Source organism: Streptomyces sp. NPDC059398 (genome assembly GCF_042751845.1).
In the GTDB taxonomy this organism is placed as follows: domain Bacteria; phylum Actinomycetota; class Actinomycetes; order Streptomycetales; family Streptomycetaceae; genus Streptomyces.
This window is the reverse complement of sequence record NZ_JBHYWP010000021.1, coordinates 26,774-51,761: the sequence shown is the minus strand read 5'-3', so window position 1 is coordinate 51,761 and position 24,988 is coordinate 26,774. Positions and strand designations below refer to the sequence as shown.

Annotated in this window: 21 protein-coding genes; 17 read left to right on the top strand and 4 right to left on the bottom strand. The window is 69.6% G+C overall.

Annotated features, from left to right (window positions below; translation table 11 throughout):
• The first annotated feature begins 233 nt into the window (after positions 1-233).
• The 6 genes from ACFXBC_RS10700 (at position 234) to ACFXBC_RS10675 (ending at position 7,246) form a co-directional block, all read left to right on the top strand.
• Positions 234-2,354 (top strand): type IIA DNA topoisomerase subunit B, encoded by a 2,121-nt coding sequence (locus ACFXBC_RS10700; RefSeq protein WP_385021483.1) that lies wholly within the window; start codon positions 234-236, stop codon positions 2,352-2,354.
• Between the two features lie 195 nt (positions 2,355-2,549).
• Positions 2,550-3,071 carry a DUF1453 domain-containing protein gene (locus tag ACFXBC_RS10695; RefSeq protein WP_385021480.1) on the top strand — a complete coding sequence of 174 codons (522 nt, stop codon included), beginning with the start codon at positions 2,550-2,552 and terminating at the stop codon, positions 3,069-3,071.
• The gene (locus tag ACFXBC_RS10690) at positions 3,068-4,216 is read left to right on the top strand and encodes a sensor histidine kinase (protein WP_385021478.1); all 1,149 of its coding nucleotides are present in this window, start codon (positions 3,068-3,070) and stop codon (positions 4,214-4,216) included. Before ACFXBC_RS10695 ends, ACFXBC_RS10690 begins: the two co-directional genes overlap by 4 nt.
• On the top strand, positions 4,213-4,887 hold the full coding sequence (locus ACFXBC_RS10685) for a response regulator (RefSeq protein ID WP_385021475.1): 675 nt from the start codon (positions 4,213-4,215) through the stop codon (positions 4,885-4,887). Before ACFXBC_RS10690 ends, ACFXBC_RS10685 begins: the two co-directional genes overlap by 4 nt.
• Before the next feature lie 92 nt (positions 4,888-4,979).
• The gene (locus tag ACFXBC_RS10680; protein ID WP_385021472.1) at positions 4,980-5,627 is read left to right on the top strand and encodes a DUF485 domain-containing protein; all 648 of its coding nucleotides are present in this window, start codon (positions 4,980-4,982) and stop codon (positions 5,625-5,627) included.
• 11 nt (positions 5,628-5,638) lie between these two features.
• Positions 5,639-7,246, top strand: a complete 1,608-nt coding sequence (locus ACFXBC_RS10675) for a cation acetate symporter (protein WP_385021563.1) — start codon at positions 5,639-5,641, stop codon at positions 7,244-7,246.
• Here ACFXBC_RS10675 and ACFXBC_RS10670 read toward each other — a convergent pair.
• Positions 7,220-7,942: a response regulator gene (locus ACFXBC_RS10670; protein ID WP_385021469.1), complete on the bottom strand. Its 723-nt coding sequence runs from the start codon at positions 7,940-7,942 to the stop codon at positions 7,220-7,222. The two genes, ACFXBC_RS10675 and ACFXBC_RS10670, sit on opposite strands and share 27 nt — an antisense overlap.
• 155 nt (positions 7,943-8,097) lie before the next feature.
• Between ACFXBC_RS10670 and ACFXBC_RS10665 the strand changes: the two genes are divergently transcribed.
• The 4 genes from ACFXBC_RS10665 to ACFXBC_RS10650 all read left to right on the top strand — a co-directional run bounded on the left by ACFXBC_RS10665 (position 8,098) and on the right by ACFXBC_RS10650 (position 11,676).
• Positions 8,098-8,913: an ABC transporter ATP-binding protein gene (locus tag ACFXBC_RS10665; RefSeq protein ID WP_385021466.1), complete on the top strand. Its 816-nt coding sequence runs from the start codon at positions 8,098-8,100 to the stop codon at positions 8,911-8,913.
• Positions 8,903-9,808, top strand: a complete 906-nt coding sequence (locus tag ACFXBC_RS10660; RefSeq protein ID WP_385021463.1) for an ABC transporter permease — start codon at positions 8,903-8,905, stop codon at positions 9,806-9,808. Before ACFXBC_RS10665 ends, ACFXBC_RS10660 begins: the two co-directional genes overlap by 11 nt.
• Positions 9,809-9,920: 112 nt before the next feature.
• Complete coding sequence (locus ACFXBC_RS10655) at positions 9,921-10,952, top strand: ABC transporter substrate-binding protein (RefSeq protein ID WP_385021460.1); 1,032 nt, start codon at positions 9,921-9,923, stop codon at positions 10,950-10,952.
• 112 nt (positions 10,953-11,064) lie between these two features.
• Complete coding sequence (locus tag ACFXBC_RS10650; protein ID WP_385021457.1) at positions 11,065-11,676, top strand: hypothetical protein; 612 nt, start codon at positions 11,065-11,067, stop codon at positions 11,674-11,676.
• A 7-nt stretch (positions 11,677-11,683) separates the two neighbouring features.
• Here the strand turns inward: ACFXBC_RS10650 and ACFXBC_RS10645 are convergent, their stop codons facing one another.
• On the bottom strand, positions 11,684-13,366 hold the full coding sequence (locus tag ACFXBC_RS10645; RefSeq protein WP_385021455.1) for a helix-turn-helix domain-containing protein: 1,683 nt from the start codon (positions 13,364-13,366) through the stop codon (positions 11,684-11,686).
• A gap of 196 nt (positions 13,367-13,562) precedes the next feature.
• Here ACFXBC_RS10645 and ACFXBC_RS10640 point away from each other — a divergent pair, with 196 nt between their 5' ends.
• On the top strand, positions 13,563-15,035 hold the full coding sequence (locus tag ACFXBC_RS10640) for a purine-cytosine permease family protein (RefSeq protein ID WP_385021452.1): 1,473 nt from the start codon (positions 13,563-13,565) through the stop codon (positions 15,033-15,035).
• Positions 15,032-15,535: a nucleoside deaminase gene (locus ACFXBC_RS10635; RefSeq protein ID WP_385021449.1), complete on the top strand. Its 504-nt coding sequence runs from the start codon at positions 15,032-15,034 to the stop codon at positions 15,533-15,535. The genes ACFXBC_RS10640 and ACFXBC_RS10635 overlap by 4 nt, the downstream gene beginning before the upstream one ends.
• An 80-nt stretch (positions 15,536-15,615) precedes the next feature.
• Here the strand turns inward: ACFXBC_RS10635 and ACFXBC_RS10630 are convergent, their stop codons facing one another.
• A complete protein-coding gene (locus ACFXBC_RS10630) occupies positions 15,616-17,253 on the bottom strand; it encodes an ATP-binding protein (protein WP_385021447.1) in 1,638 nt (545 codons plus the stop codon).
• Between the two features lie 88 nt (positions 17,254-17,341).
• Between ACFXBC_RS10630 and ACFXBC_RS10625 the strand changes: the two genes are divergently transcribed.
• The 5 genes from ACFXBC_RS10625 to ACFXBC_RS10605 all read left to right on the top strand — a co-directional run bounded on the left by ACFXBC_RS10625 (position 17,342) and on the right by ACFXBC_RS10605 (position 23,614).
• Positions 17,342-18,361, top strand: coding sequence for a LacI family DNA-binding transcriptional regulator (locus ACFXBC_RS10625; RefSeq protein WP_385021445.1), 1,020 nt, complete (start codon positions 17,342-17,344; stop codon positions 18,359-18,361).
• 125 nt (positions 18,362-18,486) lie between these two features.
• A complete protein-coding gene (locus ACFXBC_RS10620) occupies positions 18,487-19,896 on the top strand; it encodes an extracellular solute-binding protein (RefSeq protein WP_385021442.1) in 1,410 nt (469 codons plus the stop codon).
• Between the two features lie 112 nt (positions 19,897-20,008).
• On the top strand, positions 20,009-20,965 hold the full coding sequence (locus tag ACFXBC_RS10615) for a carbohydrate ABC transporter permease (protein WP_385021439.1): 957 nt from the start codon (positions 20,009-20,011) through the stop codon (positions 20,963-20,965).
• Between the two features lie 13 nt (positions 20,966-20,978).
• On the top strand, positions 20,979-21,854 hold the full coding sequence (locus ACFXBC_RS10610; protein ID WP_385021436.1) for a carbohydrate ABC transporter permease: 876 nt from the start codon (positions 20,979-20,981) through the stop codon (positions 21,852-21,854).
• A gap of 170 nt (positions 21,855-22,024) precedes the next feature.
• Positions 22,025-23,614 (top strand): glycoside hydrolase family 13 protein, encoded by a 1,590-nt coding sequence (locus ACFXBC_RS10605; RefSeq protein WP_385021433.1) that lies wholly within the window; start codon positions 22,025-22,027, stop codon positions 23,612-23,614.
• A gap of 9 nt (positions 23,615-23,623) precedes the next feature.
• Here the strand turns inward: ACFXBC_RS10605 and ACFXBC_RS10600 are convergent, their stop codons facing one another.
• Positions 23,624-24,880 (bottom strand): citrate/2-methylcitrate synthase, encoded by a 1,257-nt coding sequence (locus ACFXBC_RS10600; RefSeq protein ID WP_385021430.1) that lies wholly within the window; start codon positions 24,878-24,880, stop codon positions 23,624-23,626.
• Between the last annotated feature and the right edge of the window lie 108 nt (positions 24,881-24,988).

The following is a 24,988-nucleotide window of genomic DNA, read 5'->3' as shown; positions in this document are numbered from 1 at the left end:
CGGTTGTTGATGAGGACGTGCCCGGAGCCTAAATGGTTCATGCCTGGAAGGGAACGTGATGTGGGCTTCACTCCATCCAGCTATCGAACAGGTGTACGGTGCGGGTTTGGCGCCGGACTCTTCTAGGGTGGCGTAACAACGGCTCTACCAGGGCTCGGTAGGCTCTGACGGGCGACCGACGCCCGGGCCATACCCATGGGGCCCGAAAATAAATTCAGCGAGGAGCGAACCGCGTGACCGCCGATATGTCCGTGCCTTCCACTGCGCTGCTGAGCGGTGCAGACCGTGATGGCTCCAACTACACTGCGCGGCACCTGCTCGTACTCGAAGGGCTCGAAGCGGTCCGCAAGCGGCCCGGTATGTACATCGGGTCCACCGACAGCCGCGGTCTGATGCACTGCCTCTGGGAGATCATCGACAACTCGGTCGACGAGGCTCTCGGCGGCTACTGCGACCACATCGATGTGATCCTCCACGAGGACGGTTCCGTCGAGGTCCGGGACAACGGCCGGGGCATCCCGGTCGACGTCGAGCCCAAGACCGGGCTCTCCGGCGTCGAGGTCGTGATGACCAAGCTGCACGCGGGCGGAAAGTTCGGTGGCGGCTCGTACGCGGCCTCCGGCGGGCTGCACGGCGTCGGTGCCTCCGTCGTCAACGCTCTCTCCGCCCGGCTGGACGTCGAGGTCGACCGCGGCAGCGCCACCCACTCCATCAGCTTCCGCCGCGGCGTTCCCGGGATCTTCACCGAGTCGGGCCCCGACAGCCCCTTCGACCCGGCCAACGGGCTGCTGAAGGGCAAGCGCGTGCCCAAGACCAGGACGGGCACCCGGGTCCGGTACTGGGCGGACCGGCAGATCTTCCTCAAGGACGCCAAGCTCTCCCTGGACCATCTGCACCAGCGGGCCAGGCAGACAGCCTTCCTGGTCCCCGGGCTGACCCTCGTGGTGCGCGACGAGCGCGGTCTCGATGGCGCGGGGAAGACCGAGGAGACCTTCCGCTTCGACGGCGGCATCAGCGAGTTCTGCGAGTACCTCGCTCAGGACAAGGCCGTCTGCGACGTGCAGCGGCTGTCCGGGCAGGGCACCTTCAAGGAGACCGTCCCGGTCCTGGACGACCGCGGTCATATGACCCCGACGGAGGTCACCCGCGATCTGGGAGTGGACATCGCGCTCCGCTGGGGTACCGGCTACGACACCACGGTCAGGTCCTTCGTCAACATCATCGCGACGCCCAAGGGCGGCACGCATGTGTCGGGCTTCGAACGCTCCCTGACCAGGACGGTCAATGAGGTGCTGCGCTCGGCGAAGCTCCTGCGGGTGGCCGAGGACGACGTGGTGAAGGACGACGCGCTGGAGGGGCTGACGGCGGTCGTGACCGTACGCCTCGCCGAGCCGCAGTTCGAGGGCCAGACCAAGGAGGTGCTCGGCACGTCGGCGGCCAGCCGGATCGTGTCCAACGTCGTCGCCAAGGAACTCAAGGCCTTCCTGACCTCCACCAAGCGCGACTCCAAGGCGCAGGCCCGTGCGGTGCTCGAGAAGGCCGTGGCTGCAGCCCGCACCCGGATCGCCGCCCGCCAGCACAAGGACGCCCAGCGTCGCAAGACCGCTCTTGAGTCCTCCTCGCTGCCGGCCAAGCTCGCCGACTGCCGCAGCGACGACGTGGGGCGCAGCGAGCTCTTCATCGTCGAGGGGGACTCCGCGCTCGGTACGGCCAAGCTCGCCCGGAACTCCGAATTCCAGGCGTTGCTGCCCATCCGGGGCAAGATCCTCAATGTCCAGAAGGCGTCGGTCTCGGACATGCTGAAGAACGCCGAGTGCGGCGCCATCATCCAGGTCATAGGAGCAGGCTCCGGGCGGACCTTCGACATCGACGCGGCTCGTTACGGCAAGATCGTGCTGCTGGTCGACGCCGACGTGGACGGCGCGCATATCCGCATCCTGCTGCTGACGCTCTTCCAGCGGTACATGCGACCCATGGTCGAGGCGGGCCGGGTCTTCGCCGCGGTACCGCCGCTGCACCGCATCGAGCTGGTCCAGCCCAAGAAGGGCCAGGACAAGTACGTCTACACGTACTCCGACAACGAGCTGCGGCAGAAGCTGCTGGAATTCCAGCGCAAGAACATCCGCTTCAAGGACTCGATCCAGCGCTACAAGGGGCTGGGTGAGATGGACGCCGACCAGCTGGCGGAGACGACCATGGATCCGCGGTTCCGTACGCTGCGGCGCATCAACATCGGTGATCTGGAGTCGTCCGAGCAGGTCTTCGACCTGTTGATGGGCAATGAGGTCGCGCCCCGCAAGGAGTTCATCACCAGCTCGGCCGCGACACTGGACCGCTCGCGGATCGACGCCTGAGCCTCCAGCCTCCTGCCGGCTGTGCTCTGCTGTGCGCTGCTCCGCTGTGCGCCGCGCGGGGCTCGCATCCTCGGGCCCTCCACCCCTGGGTGGAGCCGCAAGCTCCACCCAGGGTCCACCTCTGCTCCGATCTGCTGACCCGCACGTTTCCGTAGCGTCGAAGGCGTCAACCTTCCCCGCTCACCGGAGGCACTCATGTCAGCGTCCACGCTCACCGATGTCGTGGTGGCTGTCGCGGTCATCGCGCTGGTGCTCGTGCGGCAGTTCCGCCCCCAGCAGGTCAACCACGACAGGCGCTGGTGGCTGCTGCCCGCCATTCTGGCCTTCGTCGCCCTGCGCCAGCACGGCCTGATCGACGCGCACCACCGTTCCCTGTCCGTCCTGCTGATCGGGGTGCAACTGCTGACCGGGCTGCTCATGGGTGCGGGCTGGGCCTGGACCACCAAGATATGGAGCGAGCCGGACGGGTCGACCTGGACCAGGGGCACCAAAGCCACGGCTGCCGTCTGGATACTGGGGCTGCTCGTACGGCTCGGGGTCGCGGGTCTCGGCGCCCTGGCGGGAGTGAGCCTGGGGACCGGAGCCATGCTGCTCGCCCTGGCGTCCTCCCTGCTGGTGCGGGCCGGGGTGGTCGCCTGGCGGGCCGGGCACATCAACCCGTCGTACGGTGTCCCTGCCGCAGCGATGCCCGGAGGGGCAGGGAAGGACCGCGTATGACGCCCGGCGCCTGGACGAGCTGGCCCTCCCGGGAGGCTCTTTCCCGGGTGGGCGTGACCGGCGCGCGGCGCTCGCTCAACTGGGCTGTCCGGTTCGTTGCCCTGGGCGCTCTCCTGTGGAGCGTCTTCACGAGGATCGGCGACGACGCGTGGGTGCTGGCCGCCGCTGCGGTCTCCATCGGTGTCTGCGTCGCGGCGGTCCGCGCCTTCTACTGGGCCAGTCTGGAACATCGCCTGTGGTCCTCGGTGGCACTGCTCGTCGTCCTGCTGGGCGTTGCCGTGCTGGCGCAGCAGGCGAGATTTCCCGGCCCGGCTGCTGTCCTCTGGTGCGGCTGCGCCGTCATCGCACTGGAGCGGCTGCCGCTCATGGCGGGGCTGCCCTGTACGGCGGCGGCCTTCGGCGCCTACGCGCTGCTGGGCGACGACCGGCTGCTGACGGTCGCCGTGACGACCGCAGGGCTGGCTCTCGTCGGATATGTGCTGCGGCTCGACGGGGAGGCCAGGGGTGGTGCTCAGCGGCTGCTGGAGCAGGAGCGGGCGGCCCGGGTGGCCGAGGCCGAGTCCGCGGCGCTTGCGGAGCGGTCCAGGATCGCCCGGGAGATCCATGATGTTCTCGCCCACAGCCTCTCCGCGCAGATGGTGCATCTGGAGGCAGCCAGGTTGCTGATCGAGCGTGATGCGGGGCGGGACCAGATCCTGGAACGCGTGGTGGCGGCGCGCGGGATGGCCAGGGAGGGGCTCGCCGAGACCAGGCAGGCGCTCTCGGCGCTGCGGGGTGAGATGACGCCGGTCGAGGAGTTCCTGGAGGAGGTGGCAGGAGGCTCGCGGTTTGCCGTGACGGGGGACCGCAGGCCGCTGCCCGCTGAGGCCTCGCAGGCTGTGCGGCGGGTGGCTCAGGAAGCGATGACGAATGTACGCAAGCACGCCCCGGGCGCCGAAGTCCGGCTTCGGCTGGAGTATCTGCCGGACGAAATCCTCCTGGAAGTAAAGGACTCGGGGCCTGGGGGACCGGTGGATGAACTCGCTGTCAGTGGCTCGGGATACGGTTTGCTCGGAATGCGGGAGCGTGCCGAACTGCTCGGCGGGACGCTGGAGGCGGGGCCCGATGAGGAGGGTTTCTTGGTACGGCTGAAGGTGCCGGCATGACGGCGCGGGTGGTGGTTGCCGATGACCAGTCCGTTGTGCGTGAGGGCATCGTGATGCTGCTGGGGCTGCTGCCCGGCATCGAGGTCGTGGGCGCGGCGAGGGACGGCGTGGAGGCTGTCGCGCTGGTCGGCGAGCACGCTCCCGACGTGGTCCTGATGGATCTGCGGATGCCCCGCTGCGACGGGGTGGAAGCGACCCGTCGTATCCGCGAGCAGTACCCGTCCACGCAGGTCGTGGTGCTCACGACGTTCTCCGATGACGGCTCGCTCTTTCCCGCGCTGCAGGCCGGGGCGCGGGGATATCTCACCAAGGACGCGGGCGGCGAGGAGATCGTCCGGGCCATCGAGGACGTCATGGCTGGGCAGGCGGGGCTCTCGCCGAGTGTGCAGCGGCTGCTCGTCGAGCGGGTCACTGCGCCGTCAGCGCCCGCCCCGCGGACCGCGGTCGAGCTGCCCGACGGCCTTACTCCCCGGGAGGCCGAGATCCTGGCGCTCATCGCGGAAGGGCTCTCCAACGTGGAGATCTCCCGCTCGTTGCACATCTCGCCGGCCACTGTGAAGACGCACATCAACAACCTCTTCGCCAAGACCGGGATACGCGACCGGGCACAGGCCGTGCGGTATGCGTACGGGCACGGGCTCGCAATGCCACCGGGCACGTCCATCACCTAACGGGCACGTCCATCACCTAACGGGCACGTCCATCACCTAAAGGGGTGAAGAGGGGGAGATAAGGGTTCGGACGCCCCCGGAAGTACCCATCCTTGGGCACGCGGCTGAAGCAGTCGCGCACAGGGAGAGGGTATTCGGTGGAGAAGGACGACGGGCTCGACGCCGCTGAGGTGCGGTTGGACGACCCCTGGTACGACGCGTTGGCCTCCGGCTGGGGCGAGTCGGGCGGCGCCGGCGCTCCCGCGGCTGTACCGGCGCAGACAGCCCCGGTGCAGTCGAGCCCGGCACAGGACCCCCCGGCACAGTCGGGCCCGGTGCAGCCGAACCCGGCACAAGCGGCTTCGGCGCCGTCGAGCCCCGGGCAGGCGGCCTCCGGGCAGCCGACTCCGGAGCAGGGGCGCAGTGCGGCCGATATCTATCTGGAGGTCCAGAGCAGCGCGGCCTTCCAGGAAGTGCGCAGTCGTTACCGGAGGTTCGTCGTCCCCGCGGTGTGCGCGTTCTTCGTCTGGTACCTCGCCTATGTCGTCATGGCCACGGCCGCACCGGGGTTCATGGCCCGCCCGGTGGCCGGAGCGGTGAATGTGGCGATGCTGGCAGGTCTCGGGCAGTTCCTCTCCACTTTCCTGCTCACCTGGGGTTACACCCGCCACGCCCGCCTGCGCAGGGACCGGGCGGCGCTCGACCTCCGCTGGGACACACAGGAACTGACGCGAGAACTGACGCGAGGGATCAGCCGTTGAGCAGCCACACGATCACCTCGCAGCATCAGACCCTGGCACTGCTGCTGTTCAGCGTCTTTGTCGCGGTCACCCTCGCGATCACCACCTGGGTGAGCCGTAACCGCCGCGGGTCCGCGGAGGAGTTCTATGTCGGCGGGCGGCTCTTCTCCCCGATGGAGAACGGTTTCGCCATCGCCGGTGACTACATGTCGGCCGCGTCGTTCCTCGGTATCTCGGGACTGATCGCGCTCTTCGGTTACGACGGCATGCTCTACTCGGTCGGCTTTCTGGTCGCCTGGCTGGTCGTGCTGCTCCTGGTGGCCGAACTGGTCCGCAACTGCGGCCGGTTCACGCTGGCCGACGTCGTGGCGGCGCGGATGAGTGAGCACCCGGTCAGGATCGCGGTGGGCTCCTCGTCGGTCACCGTGTCCGTGCTGTACCTGGTGGCGCAGATGGTCGGCGCCGGCAGCCTCGTCTCGCTCCTGCTGGGCGGGAACAGCGGCGCGGCCCAGGCATGGACCGTGATCGGTGTCGGCGCCCTCATGGTGATCTATGTGACGCTCGGCGGGATGCGGGCCACCACCTGGATCCAGATCGTGAAGGCCATTCTGCTGATGACGGGTTCGATCCTGCTCACGGTGCTCGTCCTGGTGCGTTTCCACGGAGACTTCAACCAACTGCTCACCTCAGCCGCGCACCGTAGTGGCCACGGGATGAAGTTTCTGGCACCCGGGCTCAAGTACGGCGGGGACTGGACCTCCCGTATCGACTTCATCAGTCTCGGTCTGGCGCTGGTCCTCGGAACGGCCGGGCTGCCGCATATCCTGTCGCGCTTCTACACCGTGCCTACTGCCCGCGCCGCCCGCCGCTCCGTCGTCTGGTCGATCGGTCTCATCGGCGGCTTCTATCTGATGACGATCGTGCTCGGCTTCGGTGCGGCGGCGCTCGTCGGCTCGGACCAGGTCCGGGCGTCGAACCCGGCGGGCAACACCGCGGTACCGCTGCTCGCACTGGAGGTGGGCGGGGGAGCCGAGTCCACCGGAGGCACGGTGCTCTTCGCCGTGGTCGCCGCGGTCGCCTTCGCCACCATCCTCGCCGTCGTCGCGGGGATCACACTGGCCTCGTCGGCCTCCGTCGCGCACGACCTCTATGCGACGCTCAGACGCCGTGGCACCCGCGGCAGCGGAGGGAAACAGCGCAGCGAGGTGGCCGTGGCCCGTGTCGCGGCCGCCGGTATCGGCGCCGTGGCCATCGGGCTCAGCCTGCTGGCGAAGGACCTGAACGTCGCGTTCCTGGTGGGGCTGGCTTTCGCTGTCGCGGCATCGGCCAATCTCCCGGCGCTCCTCTTCTCGCTGTTCTGGCGGAACTTCACCACGCGCGGTGCGGTCTGGTCCGTGTACGGAGGGCTCGTCCCGGCGATCGTCCTGGTGGTTCTCTCGCCGGTGGTCTCCGGGAGCCCCACCTCGCTCTTCCCCGGCGTGGACTTCCAGTTCTTCCCGCTGGAGAATCCGGGGCTGGTCTCCATCCCCCTCGGCTTCCTCGCGGGATGGCTCGGTACGGTCACCTCGTCCGAGCCGCCCGACGCGGCCCGGCACGCCGAGACGGAGGTGCGGTCACTGACCGGTGCCGGGGCCGTCTGACCCGGGTGCGGCCCAGGCGTAACGATGCTCGGGCCTCCCGGTGTCCCCGTACTTCAGCGTCAGCCTGAGCCGCCCCGTCTGTTCGAGCTGGCGCAGATAGCGCTGTGCCGTGGAACGGCTGAGCCCGGTCCTCGCGGCCACCTGGTGCGCCGACAGCGGTTGCCGGGCGCCGGTCAGGGTCTCGCGGATCAGGTCGGATGTCGGTACGGAGTGCCCGCTGGGCAAACCCGAGGAAGCGGCCGGCCCGGTGGTCCGCAGTGCGCCGAAGATCCGGTCGACCTGTTCCTGCCCCGCGCACTCTCCGCTGCCTCCGACACGGCTCACGGTGCGCCGCAGCGCCGCGTACCCTTCGAGCCGGGACCGCAGCACCGAGAACGTGAACGGTTTGACCAGATAGTGCAGGGCGCCGTGGCGCATGGCGGCCTGCACGGTCGCCACGTCGGCGGCCGCCGTCACCATGATCACGTCGGTGTGGTGTCCCAGCTCCCGCATCCGCCGGACCAGCGCCAGCCCTGTTTCGTCCGGCAGATAGTGGTCGAGCAGGACCAGATCGATGGGTTCGCGCTCCAGCGCCGCCATCGCCTGGGCGGCGCTGTGCGCGCGGGCGGCGACACGGAAGCCGGGAACCTTCGCCACGTACGCAGCGTTGATCTCAGCGACACGGAAGTCGTCATCGACCACCAGTACATCCATCATCGGGCCGCTCTCTGTCCGTGGCGGTCTGAGCCGTTCCTGTTGACCACGTAGTTGTAGCGCGCGCAAAACGAGCACAACAGTCTCCTGCAGGCAGAAGACCGCCTTGCGCCCACAAGGCTGCCGCTCTGCCGCGTGCCACCTCTACGGTCCGGTCCATGAGCACAGACACGAGCCCCGCCATCGAACTGCGGGGCGCCAGCAAGGTGTTCCGCACCCCGTCGGGGGTCCCGCACACCGCCGTGCGGGAGGTGGACCTCACCGTCGAGCGCGGTGAGTTCGTCGCCGTGGTCGGCCCCACGGGCTGCGGCAAGTCGACCACGCTGACCCTGGTCAGCGGCCTTGAGGAGCCCACCGACGGTGAGGTGCTGGTGGCCGGTGAGCCGGTCCGCGGCATCGGCGACAAGGTCGGATTCGTCTTCCAGCAGGACGCCGTCTTCCCCTGGCGGACCGTCCTGTCCAATGTGATGGCGGGCCCGCGCTTCCGTGGCGCGCCGAAGGCGGAGGCCAGGGAGAAGGCCCGTGAGTGGCTGGCCCGCGTCGGTCTCTCCTCGTTCGAGGACCGCTACCCGCACCAGCTCTCCGGGGGCCAGCGCAAGCGGGTCGCGCTCGCCGCCACCTTTGTCAACGACCCCGAAATCCTGCTGATGGACGAGCCGTTCTCCGCGCTCGACGTCCAGACCAGGGCGCTGATGTCGGACGAACTCCTCGAACTCTGCGCGGGCACCGGTACGTCGGTGGTCTTCGTCACCCACGATCTGGAGGAGTCCATCGCGCTCGCCGACCGGGTGGTGGTGATGACGGCGGGCCCGGCGACCGTCAAGCAGATCTTCGAGATCGACCTGCCCAGGCCCCGCAAGGTCGAAGCCGTGCGCCTCGAGCCCCGGTTCGTCGAGATCTACCGCGAGATCTGGTCCTCGCTGGGCGAGGAAGTCCGTATCACCCGTGAGCGAGGTGCCGCCGATGCCGCCTGAGACCGAGCCCGTGCCCGGCGCCGCTGCCACCACGCTGTCGTCCGCCGCCTCCGCGGCCGCATCCGACAAGAGGAACGGCAGGACCGAGGAGCGCCGGCGGGCAGCACGCAACCGCCGTGCGGTGGTGTACGTGAGCCGTGTGCTGCTGCTGATCGCGGTGGTCGCCCTCTGGGAGATCCTGGCCCGCACCAAGGTGATCGACCCCTTCAACTTCTCGATGCCGTCGAAGATCTGGGACCAGATACGGGAGTGGGCGCTGCACGGCACCGCGCAGGGATCTCTCTGGGAGCAGATCTGGTACACGATGTACGAGGCGCTGCTCGGCTGGATCATCGGTGTGGTCGCAGGGGTGGTTCTGGGTATCGCCCTGGGCCGGATCCGGTTCCTCTCCGATGTGCTCGGCCCGTACATCAAGGTGCTCAACGCCATTCCGCGCATCGTGCTGGCGCCGGTCTTCCTCATCTGGTTCGGGCTCGGCCCCGCCTCGAAGGTCGCGTCCGCCGTTGTGCTGGTCTTCTTCCCGGTCTTCTTCAACGCCTTCCAGGGCGCCAGGGAAGTCGACCGCAACCTTGTCGCCAACGCCCGGATCCTCGGCGCCAGCAACCGGCGTGTCACCTTCCAGGTGGTCATCCCCTCCGCCACCTCCTGGATCTTCACCAGCCTCCATGTCAGCTTCGGCTTCGCGCTCATCGGCGCGATCGTCGGGGAGTACATCGGTGCGACCAAGGGCCTCGGACTGCTGGTCTCCGCGTCGCAGGGCACCTTCAACGCCGCGGGTGTGTACGCGGCGATGGTGATCCTTGCGGTGGTCGCGCTGATCACCGAAGGGCTGCTGACCTTCGCCGAGCGGCGGCTGTTCCGGTGGCGGCCGGTGGACACGGGCAGCGAGCGCTGACGGCGCAGCCCCGTCGGCCGCTTTGCGGACCCGGTGCCTCCGGGGCCCGGCCTCCGGCAATTCCGTACTGACCTCCTGGTAATTCCGTACAGATCACAGGGACGTGATGAACATGCGCAGCATCAGCAGGGTGTCGGCAGTCGCGGTGACGGGTGTGCTGGCGCTGACCGCGCTCACCGGCTGCGGCGGCGGCTCCCCGGGCGGCGGCAAGGACGGCGGCAAGATCAAGATCATGGTGGGCGGTCTGGACAAGGTGATCTATCTGCCCGTGATGCTCACCCAGCGGCTCGGGTACTTCAAGGACGAGGGCCTCGACGTCTCGCTGCTGACCGAGCCCGCGGGTGTCCAGGCCGAGACGGCGCTGGTCTCCGGCGATGTCCAGGGCACCGTCGGTTTCTACGACCACACGCTCGACCTTCAGTCCAAGGGCAAGCACGTCGAATCGGTGGTGCAGTTCTCGCATGCCCCCGGTGAGGTGGAGGTGGTCTCCAACAAGGCCGCGGGGTCGCTCACCGGCCCCAAGGACTTCAAGGGCAAGAAGCTGGGGGTCACCGGGCTCGGTTCGTCCACCGACTTCCTCACCAAGTATCTGGCGGTCCGTGCGGGCGGGCAGAGCGGCGACTTCACCCCGGTCGCCGTCGGCGCGGGGCAGACGTTCATCGCCGCGCTCAAACAGGGCTCGATCCAGGGCGGGATGACCACCGACCCGACGGTCGCGAACATCGTCGACCAGAAGCTCGGCCAGGTCCTCATCGACATGCGTACCCCCGAGGGCTCGCAGGCGGCGCTCGGCGGACCGTACCCCTCGTCCAGCCTCTATATGAACGCCGACTGGGTCGACGGCCACAAGCCCGCGGTGCAGAAGCTGGTCAACGCTTTCGTGAAGACCCTGAAGTGGATGTCGTCGCACTCGCCCGACGAGATCGCGGCCAAGATGCCGGCCGACTACGCACAGGGCGGAAAGGGGCTCTACGCACAGTCGATCAAGGCCACGCTGCCGATGTTCACCAAGGACGGTGTGATGCCGGCCAACGGCCCCGAGACGGTCGAGAAGGTGCTGAAGGCCTTCAACCCCAACCTCAAGAACGCCACGGTTGATCTGTCCAAGACATATACGACGGAGTTCGCGAAGAAGGCCCGCTAGGACCCGGTGGTCCTGTCGTAGCGGGGCGCGCGTGCGCGCCACTGCTCGATCCGGTGGGGGCGCGGCTGCACGACGTTGTGCCGCTCGTGATCACCACATCCAGGGTCTCTGCATGGACATCCCAGACACACGCCTGGATCGCGCCCGCCGGCGCCGGGCCACCGCGCATACGATCCTCGACCGGCTCGGGCTGTTCGAGCGGTGGCGGCCGCTCGGCGCGCCCGTGCTCGTCGGATCCGTCGCCCTTGACCTGGTGGTGGAACCCGACATCGATATGGAGGTCTACTCCACCGCTCCGTCCGTGGCCGAGGGGTTCGCTGTGCTCGCCGCCTGCGCGCAGCTGCCCGGGGTACGCAGAGTTCGCTTCACGAACGCCCTCGATCTGCCGGACCGGGGACTGTACTGGCGACTGGACTACGAGTTCACGCATGACGAGACCTGGAAGATCGACATGTGGTGGCTCCCCAGTGATCACCCCGGTCCCCGCGCGGCTGACCTCGTCGCCCCCGTGCGCGCCGCCCTGGACGACTCGACCCGCGACGCCGTCCTCTCCATCAAGGAGGACGCGGCGGCGCGGGGCGAGGCGACACAAGGGGTGTGGGTCTACCGGGCGGTCCTGGATCACGGGGTCCGCACCTATGACGAGTTCCGTGCCTGGTGCGCCCGGACCCCCACGGACGGTCTGGTGTCGTGGCAGCCGAGCGCCACGCGGACGGCGGAGTAGCCCGTCTTCAAGCTTCCGGCATCCTCCCGGAGGGCGCCCCGGCTCCGTACCCGCCGCGCCGTCCCGGCCTGCGACCCCCTGGGCCGTCGGAGCGGGCCGTGTCGGTGATGGCGCAGGCGAGGTGCAGATCGACCCGGTCGCGGGCGTGGGAGAGGTCGCGGCCCGTCAACTGCTCGACACGGCCGATGCGGTAGTGCAGCGTGCTGACGTGGATGTGGAGTTCGGCCGCTGTCGTACGCCAGGCGCCGTTGTGCTCGAGGAACACCTCCAGCGTGCGCAGGAACTCCGCGCCGTGGGTGCGGTCGTACTCCTCCAGGGGGCCGAGGAGCCGTCTGCGGAAGGCCCTTCTGATCTCGACCGGGACTCCGGCGAGCAGAAGGAGGTGGGAGTCGAGGTCGCGGGCGGTGACCAGGGAGAGCCGCTCCGCTCCCAGCCCGGCCAGGTGCCCGGCGTGCCGGGCTTCCTCCAGCGCCCGGAGCAGGCCGCCCGGAGTGGATACGGTGCCGCTGAGTCCGAACGAGATCCGGCCGTCTCCGGTTGCACCCGCGAGCACGGCGAAGCGCTCGCGGAGCAGCTCCGCCACCTTCAGGTCGTCGCGGATCACCCCACCGAGTGAGACGAGGACGGTGAGACCGCGGCCGTCCCCGGCGACCACCGCACAGACCTGCGGATCGTGGTCGAGTGCGCTCTCGACCAGGTCGGCGGCCAGGTCCCAGGGCCGTAGGCTCCCCAGGCTGGTGGCGGTCAGGACCAGGTAAGGGCCCTGGACCGCGAGGCCGGCGGCGCGCAGCCTGGGCGTCAGCACAGCGGCCGGTGCTCCGGACTCGACGAGTGCGACCAGTTCGGTGAGGAAGTGCTGCTCGGTGCGGCGCCGTTCGTCGCGCCGGGCCCCGCCCAGGGCGAGCAACTCGGCTGTCTGGGTGGCCGATTCCACTTCATCGGAGGCCAGGAGCTCTCCGGCCACCACGAGGTGCCCGCCGCCGCTGCCGCGCCGGCCGATCGGCAGAACGGTGTAGCGGACGGCAGCGGGCCGGCGGTCGGCGGGCCCCGCGGAGCCCGGCCGGGACGCGTCGGCCGTCACCGTCGCGGGAAGCCGGCCGGAGCGCTGTGCGGCCGCGCTCAGTGCCGCGCGGCTGCCGGCCGGCAGTGCCGCCGGCGGCCCGGCGAGCAGGCGTCCCGCAGGTGACAGGACCCAGCAGTCGCGGCCCAGTTCGGTGGCGAGCATGGCGGTGAGCCCGCCGAGATCGGCGCCGTCGACCAGGGCCTGGACGAGGCGCCGGTGGCGGCCGAGCATCTCGCCCAGCTCCCGGCCGCGCTCATGGTTGATGCGGTCGATGACGGTGCGGGACAGGCTGCTGTACGACACCTCGGCGGCGGCTGCCAGGAGCGGCAGGCCGTGGCGGCCGCACGCCTCGGCCAGGGCGGGCGGCACCTCGCCGAGCAGCAGGTCACCGGCGACGACGGCGGCCGCGCCGCCCGCGCTGAGGGAGGCGGCGAACAGGGCGCAGTCGGCGGGCTCGCGGTACCAGCCCTCGCTGGTCAGCACCAGTTCGCCACCGGTCAGGAACGCCTCGGGCTCCAGCAGATCCGTCGTGTACACCCAGCGCAGCTCACGGCTGAGGGCTTCGGTGTCACCGGTGAGCAGTTCGAGCCGCAGGCCGGGCAGGGCCAGCAGGTCCGCGACGTTCATGTGCGGGGTCCGATCGTTGGGTTACTCCGACGATCGTAGGAGCCGGGCGCTGTTTCCGGCCAGGGTTTCGCACCCTCGTAGCCTGCCCCGCCCGCCACCGCCACTGGTCTACTTCGGGTGCTGCAGTGCTCCCGTCAACTGCCCGGACACGCCGTCGGGGCAGACTGAATCCAATGATCGATGGAATGGGGCTCTCATGGCCCAGCACGGTTGCATCGCCCGTACCGTCCGCGCCGCCACCACCGTCGAGACATCCGGGGTCGAACCGATCCCGGACGCCGAACGCACGGGGGGATCCGGCGCTTCGTTCACCCTCTGGTTCAGCTCCAACGTCCAGTTCTCCAGCCTCAGCAGTGGTCTGCTCGCCACCGCCGCCTTCGGGCTGGGCTGGCTGCAGGCCCTCGCGGCGATCGTTCTCGGCAGCGCGATCGGTGCCGCCGCGATCGGTGCGATGTCCACCTTCGGCCCCCGGGCCGGAGTGGGACTGCTCGTCCAGTCACGTATTCCGCTCGGCCGTCTCGGCAGCGCTGTCCCCGCGGTACTGGTCTTCTTCAAGGCGTGCGCCTGGTTCGCCGTGAACTCGGTGCTCGGCTCCTTCGCCCTGCAGTCCCTCCTGGGCGCCGGGTTCGGTCCGGCCTTCGCCATAGTGACGGTCAGCCAGGTGCTGATCGCTCTGCTCGGGTACGGCTTCATCCACCTGGTGCAGAAGGCGATGGCGGTCGTCCTGCCGCTTCTCTTCGTCGGCGTCTCCGTCTACGGATTCGCCAAGAGCGATCTGGGCTCGTCGTTCGACGCACACAAGGCGGGTCCGCTGGGCTTCGCGGGGGCGTTCGCGCTCACCGTCGCCGTCCAGGCCGCGCGCTCGCTCAGCTTCTCCTCGTACTCCGCCGACTACACCCGCTACCTGCCGGCCGGCACTCCGCAGCGGAGACTGTTCGGCAACGCCTTCGGAGGAGCGCTGCTCGGCTCGGTGTGGATCGCGAGCCTGGGCGCGGCGATCGGCACGCTCACCTTCGTCGGTACCCCCACCGACCTGGTCAACAACGTCCTGCCTTCCACACTCGGGGCGCTCACCATGCTGGCGCTGGGGGTGTCCACCATCACCTCCAGCTGTCTGGACTGTTACTCCGGCGCGATGGCCTGGCTGGTCGTCGGGGTACGGATGGCCCGCTGGCAGGCTGTCCTGGTCGTCGGTGCGATCGGCTCGGCCATCGGCTGGGCGGCAGGGCAGGGCGACTACTGGGAGTCATTCCAGAACTTCCTGATCCTGCTCGGCAACTGGATCGCGCCCTGGCTCGCGGTCATGCTCGTGCACCGGTTCTTCGCCGGGGCGCCATCCGATGCGCGGCCCGTCCGTTTCGGGGCGGGGTTCGTCTCCTGGCTGCTCGGTATCGCCGCGGCGGTTCCCTTCATGAGCCAGCCCGGTGTCTTCACCGGGCCCCTCGCCCGGAGCCATCCGGCACTTGGCCCCTACGCTGCGGCCGTCGCCTTTGCCACGGCCGGGCTCATCCATCTCCTGCTCGTACGGGCGCTGCCGACCGGTACGCCCCGCACGGACAGGTCCGTCACCACCGAACCCGACCCCGGCCCGCACACCGACTCCAACCCCAACCCCAATCCCGACTCCAACCCCAATCCCGACCCCGATCCCAGGGAGATTCCCGCATGAGCACCGCCCAGGCACCCGCAGAGACTGCCTCCGCCCTCGACGTACAGCACCTGCACACCGCGGTCACCATCGCCCAGCGCTCCCGCACCGCGGGCAACCACCCCTTCGGCGCGCTGCTCGCCGGCCCCGACGGCACGGTCCTGCTGGAGGCGGAGAACACTGTCACGACCGAACGCGATGCCACCGGCCACGCCGAGACCAATCTGGTGCGGCTGTCCAGCGCCGCGTACGACGCGGAGTTCCTGCGCACCTGCACGCTCTACACCAGCACCGAGCCCTGTGCGATGTGCTCCGGCGCGATCTACTGGTCCCACATCGGCCGGGTCGTCTACGCGCTCGGCGAGGACCAGCTGCTCGCCATGACCGGCGCCAACCCGGAGAACCCCACCATGGCCCTGCCCTGCCGTGATGTCTTCGCAGCGGGCCAGCGGGTCCTCCCGGTCGTCGGCCCGGTCGCCGTCGACGCCGCCCGTACCGTCCACGAGGGTTTCTGGGGCTGAGCCGGTACGGAGCCGGGCCGGGACACGCGTACAGCGGCAGCGTGCCCCGGCCCGGCTCCCGTTCGTCCCGCTCCTGTCCGTCAGCCCCGCACCTCCCGCGCGGTCCCCGCCCGTTGCCCGGCCAACGCCTCCGGGAGTACGACGGTGAACTCGGCGCCGCCGTCCGGGCCGGTACCGACCCGGGCGCTGCCGCCCTGCCGTTCGGCGAGTCTGCGGACCAGCGGGAGGCCCAGACCCCGCTTCCCGTGCGCGGGGAGCTTCTTGGTCGACCAGCCCTCGGTGAAGATCAGTTCACGCTGTTCCTCCGGTATCCCCGCTCCGCTGTCACAGACACGCAGGACGGCCGTATGGCCCTCGGCGAGCAGCTCGGCCTCCACCCGCGCACCGGCCGAACCGGACACCGCATCCAGGGCGTTGTCCACCAGATTGCCCACGATCGTCACCAGCCCCTGCGGGTCGACCAGCCGGTCCGGCAGCAGCGTTTCCGGGGTCAGACGGAGGGCGACCCCGCGCTCGGCCGCCACCGTCGCCTTGCCGACCAGCAGGGCGGCCAGCAGCGGATCGTGGATCTTCCCGGTGATCTGCTCGGCGGTGGTGCGGTGTGCTCCGACCACCTCACTGATGAACTCCGCGGCCTCGTCGTGCATCTCCAGTTCGAGGAGGCCGAGGAGCGTGTGCATCCGGTTGGCGTGCTCGTGGTCCTGGGCGCGCAGGGCGTCGATCAGCCCGCGGGTGGAGTCGAGTTCACGGCCCAGCCGCTCCAGCTCGGTCCGGTCACGGAGGGTGGCCACCGCGCCTCCGTCGTCGGTGGGCATCCGGTTGGCGACCAGGACGCGGCGGCCGCATACCGCCAGCAGGTCCTCGCCCGTGACGCGGCCTGCCAGCACATCGGTGGTGCGCCCCTCGCCCAGCGCCTCGGTGAGGGGGAGCCCGATGATCCCGGGGCCGAGGTCCAGAAGGCGCTGGGCCTCGTCGTTCATGAGCCGTATCCGGCCGCCGCCGTCCAGCGCGACGACCCCTTCACGGATGCCGTGCAGCATCGCCTCACGCTCGGCGAGCAGCGCCGAGATGTCGGAGAACGCAAGGTCGTGCACCTGCCGCTGGAGCCGCCGTGAGATCAGATACGCGGCCAGCGCCCCCGCCGCGAGTGCCCCGCCCGCGTACGCGAGGAGCCCCGGGATCATCGCGAGCAGATGCGCGCGCACGCTGTCGTATCTGATGCCGACCGACACCGCGCCGACGATCCGGCGGTGGCTGTCGCGCAGGGGGACCTTGCCCCGGGCGGAGCGGCCCAGGGTGCCGCTGTCGATCTGCATGACCTCGTGGCCCGACAGCGGTCGCCGGGCACTTGTCGAGACCGGACGGCCGATCTCCGAGCGGGTGGTGTGCGACCAGCGGATCCCGCGTACGTCCATGACCACGATGTACTCCGCGTGGGTCGCACGCCGGATGCGTTCGGCCTCGGCCTGGACCGGGCCGCCGGGCGTCGGCCGGGAGGCGAGGAGCTCCGCCGCCAGCCGGGGCGAGGCGGTAGTCTCGGCGATCGCGAGGGCGCGGCGCATGGCCTGGTCGTCGAACTGGGCGCCGAGCGGGCGCAGGAAGAGACCGGTTGCCAGGGCGAGCACTCCGCCGGCGATGGTCAGCTGCATCAGCAGCACCTGCGAGAACACCCGCCGGGGCAGTCCGATACGGCGTTTCCGGGGCTGTCCGCTGTTCATGTGGCAGAACCGTAGAGTGCGGGCGGGGCCACCGGAAGTTCCCCACCGTACGCAAACCGCTTGCGGCCTTTGCGCTAATCTTGCGCGCATGACGCGACGACTTGCACAGGTGGCACAGAAGGTTGGGGTCAGTGAGGCCACGGTCAGCCGGGTACTCAACGGCAGGCCCGGCGTCTCCGAGGCGACGCGGCAGGCTGTTCTGTCCGCACTCGACGTGCTGGGGTACGAACGTCCCACCCAGCTGCGCGGTGAACGCGCCCGGCTGGTGGGCCTGGTCCTCCCTGAGCTGCAGAACCCGATCTTCCCGGCCTTCGCCGAAGTGGTCGGCGGCGCCCTCGCGCAGCAGGGTCTGACGCCCGTGCTCTGCACCCAGACCAAGGGCGGTGTGTCGGAGGCCGACTACGTCGAACTCCTGCTGGAGCAGCAGGTGTCGGGGGTGGTCTTCGCGGGCGGTCTCTACCAGCAGCTCGACGCCCCGCACGAGCACTACAAGGTGCTCGCGGACCGCAGGATTCCGGTCGTCCTGATCAACGCGACCCTGCCGGACCTCGGTTTCCCGGGTGCCTCCTGCGACGACGCGGTCGCCCTCGGGCAGGCCTGGCGCCATCTGGCCTCGCTCGGTCACGAGCGGATCGGCCTGGTGCTCGGGCCCGGTGACCATGTGCCGTCGCTGCGCAAGCTCGACGCCGCCCGGGTGATCGCGGCCGAACTGGGCGCCGAACTCCCCGACGAGCGGGTCGTACGGGCGATGTTCTCGCTGGAGGGCGGCCACGCGGCGGCGGGCCGGCTGCTCGACCAGGGGGTCACCGGAGTCATCTGCGCGAGCGACCCGCTCGCACTCGGCGCGGTGCGCGCCGCCCGCCGCCGGGGCCTCTCGGTGCCCGGCGACATCTCGATCGTCGGCTACGACGACTCGGCCTTCATGAACTGCACCGAACCCCCGCTGACCACGGTCCGCCAGCCCATCGAGGCGATGGGGCGCGCCGCGGTCGAGCTGCTGTCCGTGCAGATCGGAGGCCATACGGTCTCATCGGACGAGCTGCTCTTCGAGCCCGAACTGGTGGTGCGCGGTTCCACGGCGCAGGTGTCGCGCAGTGGGGAGCAGTAACTGTCAAAAATTTGCGGAATCTGCGCGACATCTTGCGGAGTGCTGTTGTCGGTGGTTGAGTTTGCGCCGCCCCACAGCGACGCAGTTGTGGGCTTCCAGCGCTCCTGCCCACAAGGGGACCACCGATGAGAAGCACCTGGTTCCGCCCGACCCACCGCCGTACCGCGACGGCTGCCCTCGTCTCCGCGCTCGCCCTGACCGCACTGGCCGCCTGCGGCACCAGCAGCAGCGACACCAGCAGCGGATCAGGCGGCGGGAGTTCGGATCCGTCCGCTCCGCTCGACCCGAAGACCAAGGTCACGCTGACCATGGACTGTATGCCGCCGGCCGCGAAGGCCGCCGAGCTGCGCGAGTGGAAGGAGGACATCAAGGCGTTCAACAAGCAGTACCCGAACGTCACGATCGACGGTAAGTCCACGCCCGGCCAGTGCGAGGAGCCCACACGCTTCACCGCCGCTCTCAAGGGGAAGTCGCAGCCGGACGTCTTCTACACGTACTTCACCGATCTCCAGCAGGTGCTGGACAACGGCGGCGCCGCCGACATATCGGCGTATGTGAACGCGAAGAACGTTCCCGCGCTGGGCAGTATCGACCCGGACGTGATGAACGTCCTGAAGAAGGACGGCAAGACCTACGGCCTGCCCACCAGCAACTACACGATGGGCTTGATGATCAACCGCAAGCTCTTCAAGCAGGCCGGTCTCGACCCCGACAGGCCGCCGGTCACCTGGGCCGAGGTCCGCAAGGACGCCAAGGCCATCGCCGGTCTCGGTCACGGCATCGCGGGCTACGGCGACTACAGCGCGACCAACCAGGGCGGCTGGCACTTCACCGCCGAGATGTACGGCCTCGGTGGCGACGTCGTCACCCCGGACGGCAGGAAGGCCGCCTTCAACGACGCCATCGGCAAGGAGGTGCTGACGAACCTCAAGGCCATGCGCTGGGACGACGACAGCATGGGCAAGACCCAGCTGCTCAAGTGGGGCGATCTGCAGAAGCAGATATCCACCGACAAGCTCGGGATGTTCCTCGCGGCCCCCGACGACCTCACGTACATGGTCCAGCAACTGGGCGCCAAGTACGCCGACTACGGTATGGGGCCGATCCCCGGCGGGCATGCCACGCTCTTCGGCGGCAACGACTACATGATCAAGGCGGGCAGCTCCCCGGACAAGATCAAGGCGGCCATCGCCTGGGTCAACTTCAAGACGCTCACCCCCGGCAAGGGGCAGTTCGACTGGGCCCGCTCGAAGTCCGACAAGCTGCCGGTCGGTCTGCCGCAGCCGAACTTCTGGACCGGCGACACCAAGGCCAAGGACCTCCGGTCCCGGACCGACAACGCCACCATGCCGGTCGAGAACTTCAGGCCCTTCATGGAGAACCCCGTCAAGGGGAAGGCCGAGCCGGCCAAGGCGCAGGAGATCTACAAGGTCCTCGACGATGCGATGTCCGGGGTCCTGACCAACAAGAACGCCTCCATCGACTCCCTGCTCTCCACCGCCGAACAGCAGGTCAACCAGGTCCTGGCGAACTAGTACCAGTACCGCACGGCGAACCAGTACCGGCACCGCACCACGAAGGGCCGGGACCCAGCGGTCCCGGCCCCGCCCAGACCGAGACCCGGAGAACCGGCGCCAAGGAGAGACGATGTCGGCCCCCACCCTGTCCACGAGCAGCCTGCCGGTGCAGCCGCCGCAGCACGACGGCCCGCCGCCGCAGGCCCGTCGCGAGGTCTTCGTCCGCAGTCTGCGGCGCAACCTCTCGGCACACGGCTTCCTGATCGGCGCCGTCCTCTGCTTCGCCTTCTTCTCCTGGTACCCGATGGTCAGGGAATTCCTGCTGGCCTTCCAGAAGAACGAGGCGGGCAGGACCACCTGGGTCGGCCTGGACAACCTGAAGTACGTCTTCCACGACCCGGCCTTCTGGCAGGCCTGGCGCAACACCCTGCTCTTCACCGGTCTCGCGCTGCTGCTCGGTTTCCTGGTGCCGTTCGTCATCGCGATCGTGATCAATGAATTCCGGCACGCCCAGGGGTACTTGCGGCTCCTCGTCTACCTGCCCGTGATGCTGCCGCCGGTCGCGTCCGTCCTGCTCTTCAAGTACTTCTACGACCCGGGCTACGGGCTCTTCAACGGCATCCTGCACTTCCTGCACCTGCCCGAACAGCAGTGGCTCCAGTCCACCAGCACCTCGATGCTCTCCGTGGTGATCGCCTCGACCTGGATGAACATGGGCGGTGCGACGCTGATCTACCTCGCGGCCCTCCAGGGCATACCGGGCGAGCTGTACGAGGCGGCGGAGCTGGACGGCGCCGGGCTGCTGCGGAAGATCTGGCATGTGACCGTCCCGCAGACCCGGCTGATCCTCTCGCTGCTCCTGCTGATGCAGATCATCGCGACGATGCAGGTCTTCACCGAACCGTTCCTGCTGACCAACGGGGCGGGACCCGAGGGTTCGACGACGACCGTCGTCTACCTCATCTACCAGTACGCCTTCAACTTCAACAACTACGGCGGAGCCGCCGCACTCGGCCTGGTCCTGCTCGTCCTGCTCGCCGGTTTCTCGGCGGCGTACGTCCGACTGAGCCGCGACAGCGAGAGCTAGGGGTACGACGACGATGGCAGAGCGCACACTGATCTCACCCGCCCAACTGGGCAGACCCCGCGGAAAGGCCGTCTACTGGGGTGTCCTCACCCTGGTCGTCCTCCTCTTCACCCTGGTCTTCCTCGGCCCGCTCTACTGGATGGTGACCGGCGGGCTGAAGACCGCGCAGGAGTTCGCCCAGTCACCGCCCACCGCCTTCCCCAGGAGCTTCCACCCGGACAACTACTCCAGGGCCTGGCATGTGATGCAGCTGTCCAAGCTGCTGCTCAACACCCTCTACTACGCCTTCGGGGCGCTCGCCTTCCAACTGGTCCTCGACGTCGCCGCGGCCTACTCGCTCTCCAAGCTCAGACCCGTCTTCGGCAAGGCCATCCTCGGGATGATGCTGGCCACGCTGATGATCCCGGCGACCGTGCTCGTCGTACCGCAGTACCTCACCGTGCTCGACGTGCCGCTCTTCCAGCGCAACCTGCTCAACTCGCCCTGGGTGATCTGGCTTCCCTCCGTGACGAACGCCTTCAACATCTTCCTGCTGAAGCGGTTCTTCGACTCGGTCCCGCGGGAACTGCTGGACGCCGCCTCCATCGACGGGGCATCCCCGCTGCGCACCCTGCGCTCCGTGGTGCTGCCCATCTCCCGGCCCATTCTGGGAGTCGTCTCGATCTTCGCGGTCGTCGGCGTCTGGAAGGACTTCCTCTGGCCGATGCTCACCCTGCCCGACCCCGGCAAGCAGACCCTCAACGTCGGTATCTACTCGCTGGCCCAGGGGGTGCCCGAGAACTGGCTCATCGCCGCGCTGGCCATGGCGTCCGCGCCGACGCTGATCATCTTCCTGATCTTCCAGCGCAACATCATGAGCGGCCTGACCGCGGGCAGTCTGAAGGGCTGACGACCGCCCCGGCACCACCACCCCGGCACCAGCACCGCGGCACCGCCACCGCCTCAGTACCACCGCTCGCTGTGCGTCCTCCTCCCTCCGCGCTCCGCCGCCGGCCCCTTCCCGGCGCCCCGCTGTCCGGGGCCGGCGGCGGAGTCCCACCTGCCCGAAAGGACCGTCACGTGGCAGCCATCCCTCCGCCCGAGGCCACCGAAGACTGGTGGCGCTCCGCCGCCATCTACCAGGTGTACGTACGCAGTTTCGCCGACGCGGACGGTGACGGAACCGGCGATCTGGCGGGAGTGCGCAGCAGACTGCCGTACCTCGCCGAACTGGGCGTCGACGCGCTCTGGTTCACGCCCTGGTATCTCTCGCCGCTCGCGGACGGCGGTTACGACGTGGCCGACTACCGCAGTATCGACCCCGCCTTCGGCACCCTCGCCGAGGCCGAGAAGCTCATCGCGGAAGCACGTGAGCTGTCCATCCTCACCATCGTCGACATCGTGCCCAACCATGTGTCGGACCAGCACGCCTGGTTCAGAGCCGCGCTCGCCGCCGGCCCCGGCAGCCCCGAGCGCGAACTCTTCCACTTCCGCCCGGGCCGGGGCGAGCACGGGGAACTGGCCCCCAACGACTGGCCGTCCCAGTTCGCCGGGTCCACCTGGACCCGGGTCGAGGACGGCGAGTGGTACCTCCATCTCTTCGCCCCCGAGCAGCCCGACCTCAACTGGTCCCACCCCGTGGTGCGCCAGGAGCACGAGAACATCCTGCGCTTCTGGTTCGAGCGCGGCGTCGCGGGCGTACGGATCGACTCGGCCGCGCTGCTCACCAAGGCGGACGGGCTGCCCGACTTCGTGGAGGGGCGCGACCGGCATCCGTACATCGACCAGGACGAGATCCACGACATCTACCGCTCGTGGCGGGCCGTCGCCGACGAGTACGGCGGTGTCTTCGTCGGCGAGGTCTGGCTGCCGGACTCGGAACGCTTCGCCCGCTATCTGCGCCCGGACGAACTGCACACGGCCTTCAACTTCAACTTCCTGAGCTGTCCCTGGGACAGCGCCGGGCTGCGTACCGCGATCGAGGAGACCCTGGCCGAGCACGCCCCGGTCGGCGCTCCGGCGACCTGGGTGCTGTGCAACCACGACGTGACACGGACCGTCACCCGTTACGGCCGCCGGGAGACCGGCTTCGACTTCGCGGCCAAGGTCTTCGGCACCCCCACCGATCTGGAGCTCGGAACCCGCAGGGCACGCGCCGCAGCCCTGCTCTCGCTGGCGCTGCCCGGATCCGTCTACCTCTACCAGGGCGAGGAGTTGGGGCTGCCCGAGGTGGAGATCCCGCTGGACCGGATCCAGGACCCGATGCACTTCCGCTCCGGCGGCACCGACCCGGGCCGCGACGGCTGCCGGGTGCCGCTGCCCTGGACCGCGGTACCGCCCACGGCCGAACCGTGGCTCCCGCAGCCGGACGGCTGGACCCGTTACGCGGCGGAGGTCCAGGCGGCCGACCCGGATTCGATGCTCTCGCTGTACCGCACGGCGCTCGGGCTGCGCAGGACGGCGGCCGGGTTCGGCGACGGGCCGCTGACCTGGCTGCCCGCGGCCGAAGGGGTCCTGGCCTTCGCCCGGTCCGGAGGACTGATCTGCGTCGTCAACCTCGCCGCCGAGCCCGCGGTGCTCCCCGGCCACACGGACACCCTCCTCAGCAGCGGCCCGCTGGACGAAGGGGGGCGCCTGCCGCAGGACACGGCGGTCTGGCTGCGGACCTGACCCCTCGGCTCAGGGTGCGGGCAGGGGCAGGGGAGGGCGCGGGCCGTTGTACTGGCCACTGGGGCGCAGCCGCAGCGGCCGTTCCGCGTACTCCTCCAGGGCGTGGGCGATCCAGCCGGCCGTTCTGGCCACGGCGAACAGCGCCTCTCCTGCCTCGGCGCGCATCCCGGAGGCCACCGAGAGCACGGCCAGCGCCAGATCGACATTGGCGTGCAGTTCGGTGTGGCGGGCCGTCGTGGCCACCACGTCGCGGGCAGCGGCGAGCGCGGGAGCGGCCGCCGGGACCCTGTCGAGCAGCGCGAACAGCACCGCGGCCCGCGGGTCCTCGCCCCGGTACAGCCGGTGGCCGAGCCCCGGGACCCGGCGGCCGGCCCGCAGATGGTCCGCGACGACCGGAGCCGCCCCGCCCCGCTCCAGCACTTCCGCCAGCATCCGGTGCGCCAGTCCGCTGGCCGCGCCGTGCAGGGGGCCCTCCAGGGCGCCGAGCCCCGCGGAGACGACCGCATACGGATGGGCGCGGGCGGACGCCGCGACCCGGGCCGCCAGCGTGGAAGCCGCCAGGTCGTGGTCGATGAGCAGCACAAGTGCCGCCTCCAGTACGGCCAGTGAGTCGCCGTCTGGTGCGCGCGGGGTGAGCCGGCACCAGAGCCGTGGGGCAAGCCCCGCCTTCTCGGCCTCGCCGTGCGGGCCCTCTGCCGGCAGTGAGCCCACCAGCGTGGGGATCAGGGCGCGCGCCGTGCCGAGCACGGCGTCCGGCGCGAGGTCGAAGCGCAGCGGATCGGCCGCCGACGCAGCGACGGCCGCGGCCCGCAGCCGGTCCATCGCCGTGCTGTGCGCGGGCAGCGCCCCGACCGCCCGCTCTCCGGCCGCCAGCGCCTCGGGGGGAGCGGTGAACCGCACACCGGGGCGGAGCGTTCCGGTCCACAGCCAGTCGGCCACCTCCTCGTAGCCGTACCGTCCGGCGAGTTCCGCCGCGTCCACCCCCCGGAAGTAGTAGCGGCCGGCCTCCGGGTCGATCAGCGTCACACCGGTACGGAAGGCGAGGTCGGTGCCGGACGGCTGGGGCTCCCGCCGTGCGCCGCGCGCGGCCAGCGCCTCGACCTCGGCGGCGTCGAAGGTGCTGCCCCGGCCGCCCGGTGCGCGGCGGGAGCCGAGCTGACCCCGGCTGACGTACGCGTACACGGTCTCGGGCTTCACCCCGAGCCGGTCGGCCGCCTCCCTGGTGGTCAGCCGCCGGGGTTCCGCTGCCGCTGGTTGATCGCTCATAGGGTTCACCGTATTTACATTGATTCAATCAACATTGACAGGATGAAAGTCAATCATGGACAGTCGAATCAATGAAGAGGGAACGCGCCACGCCCCACATCCGGCGGG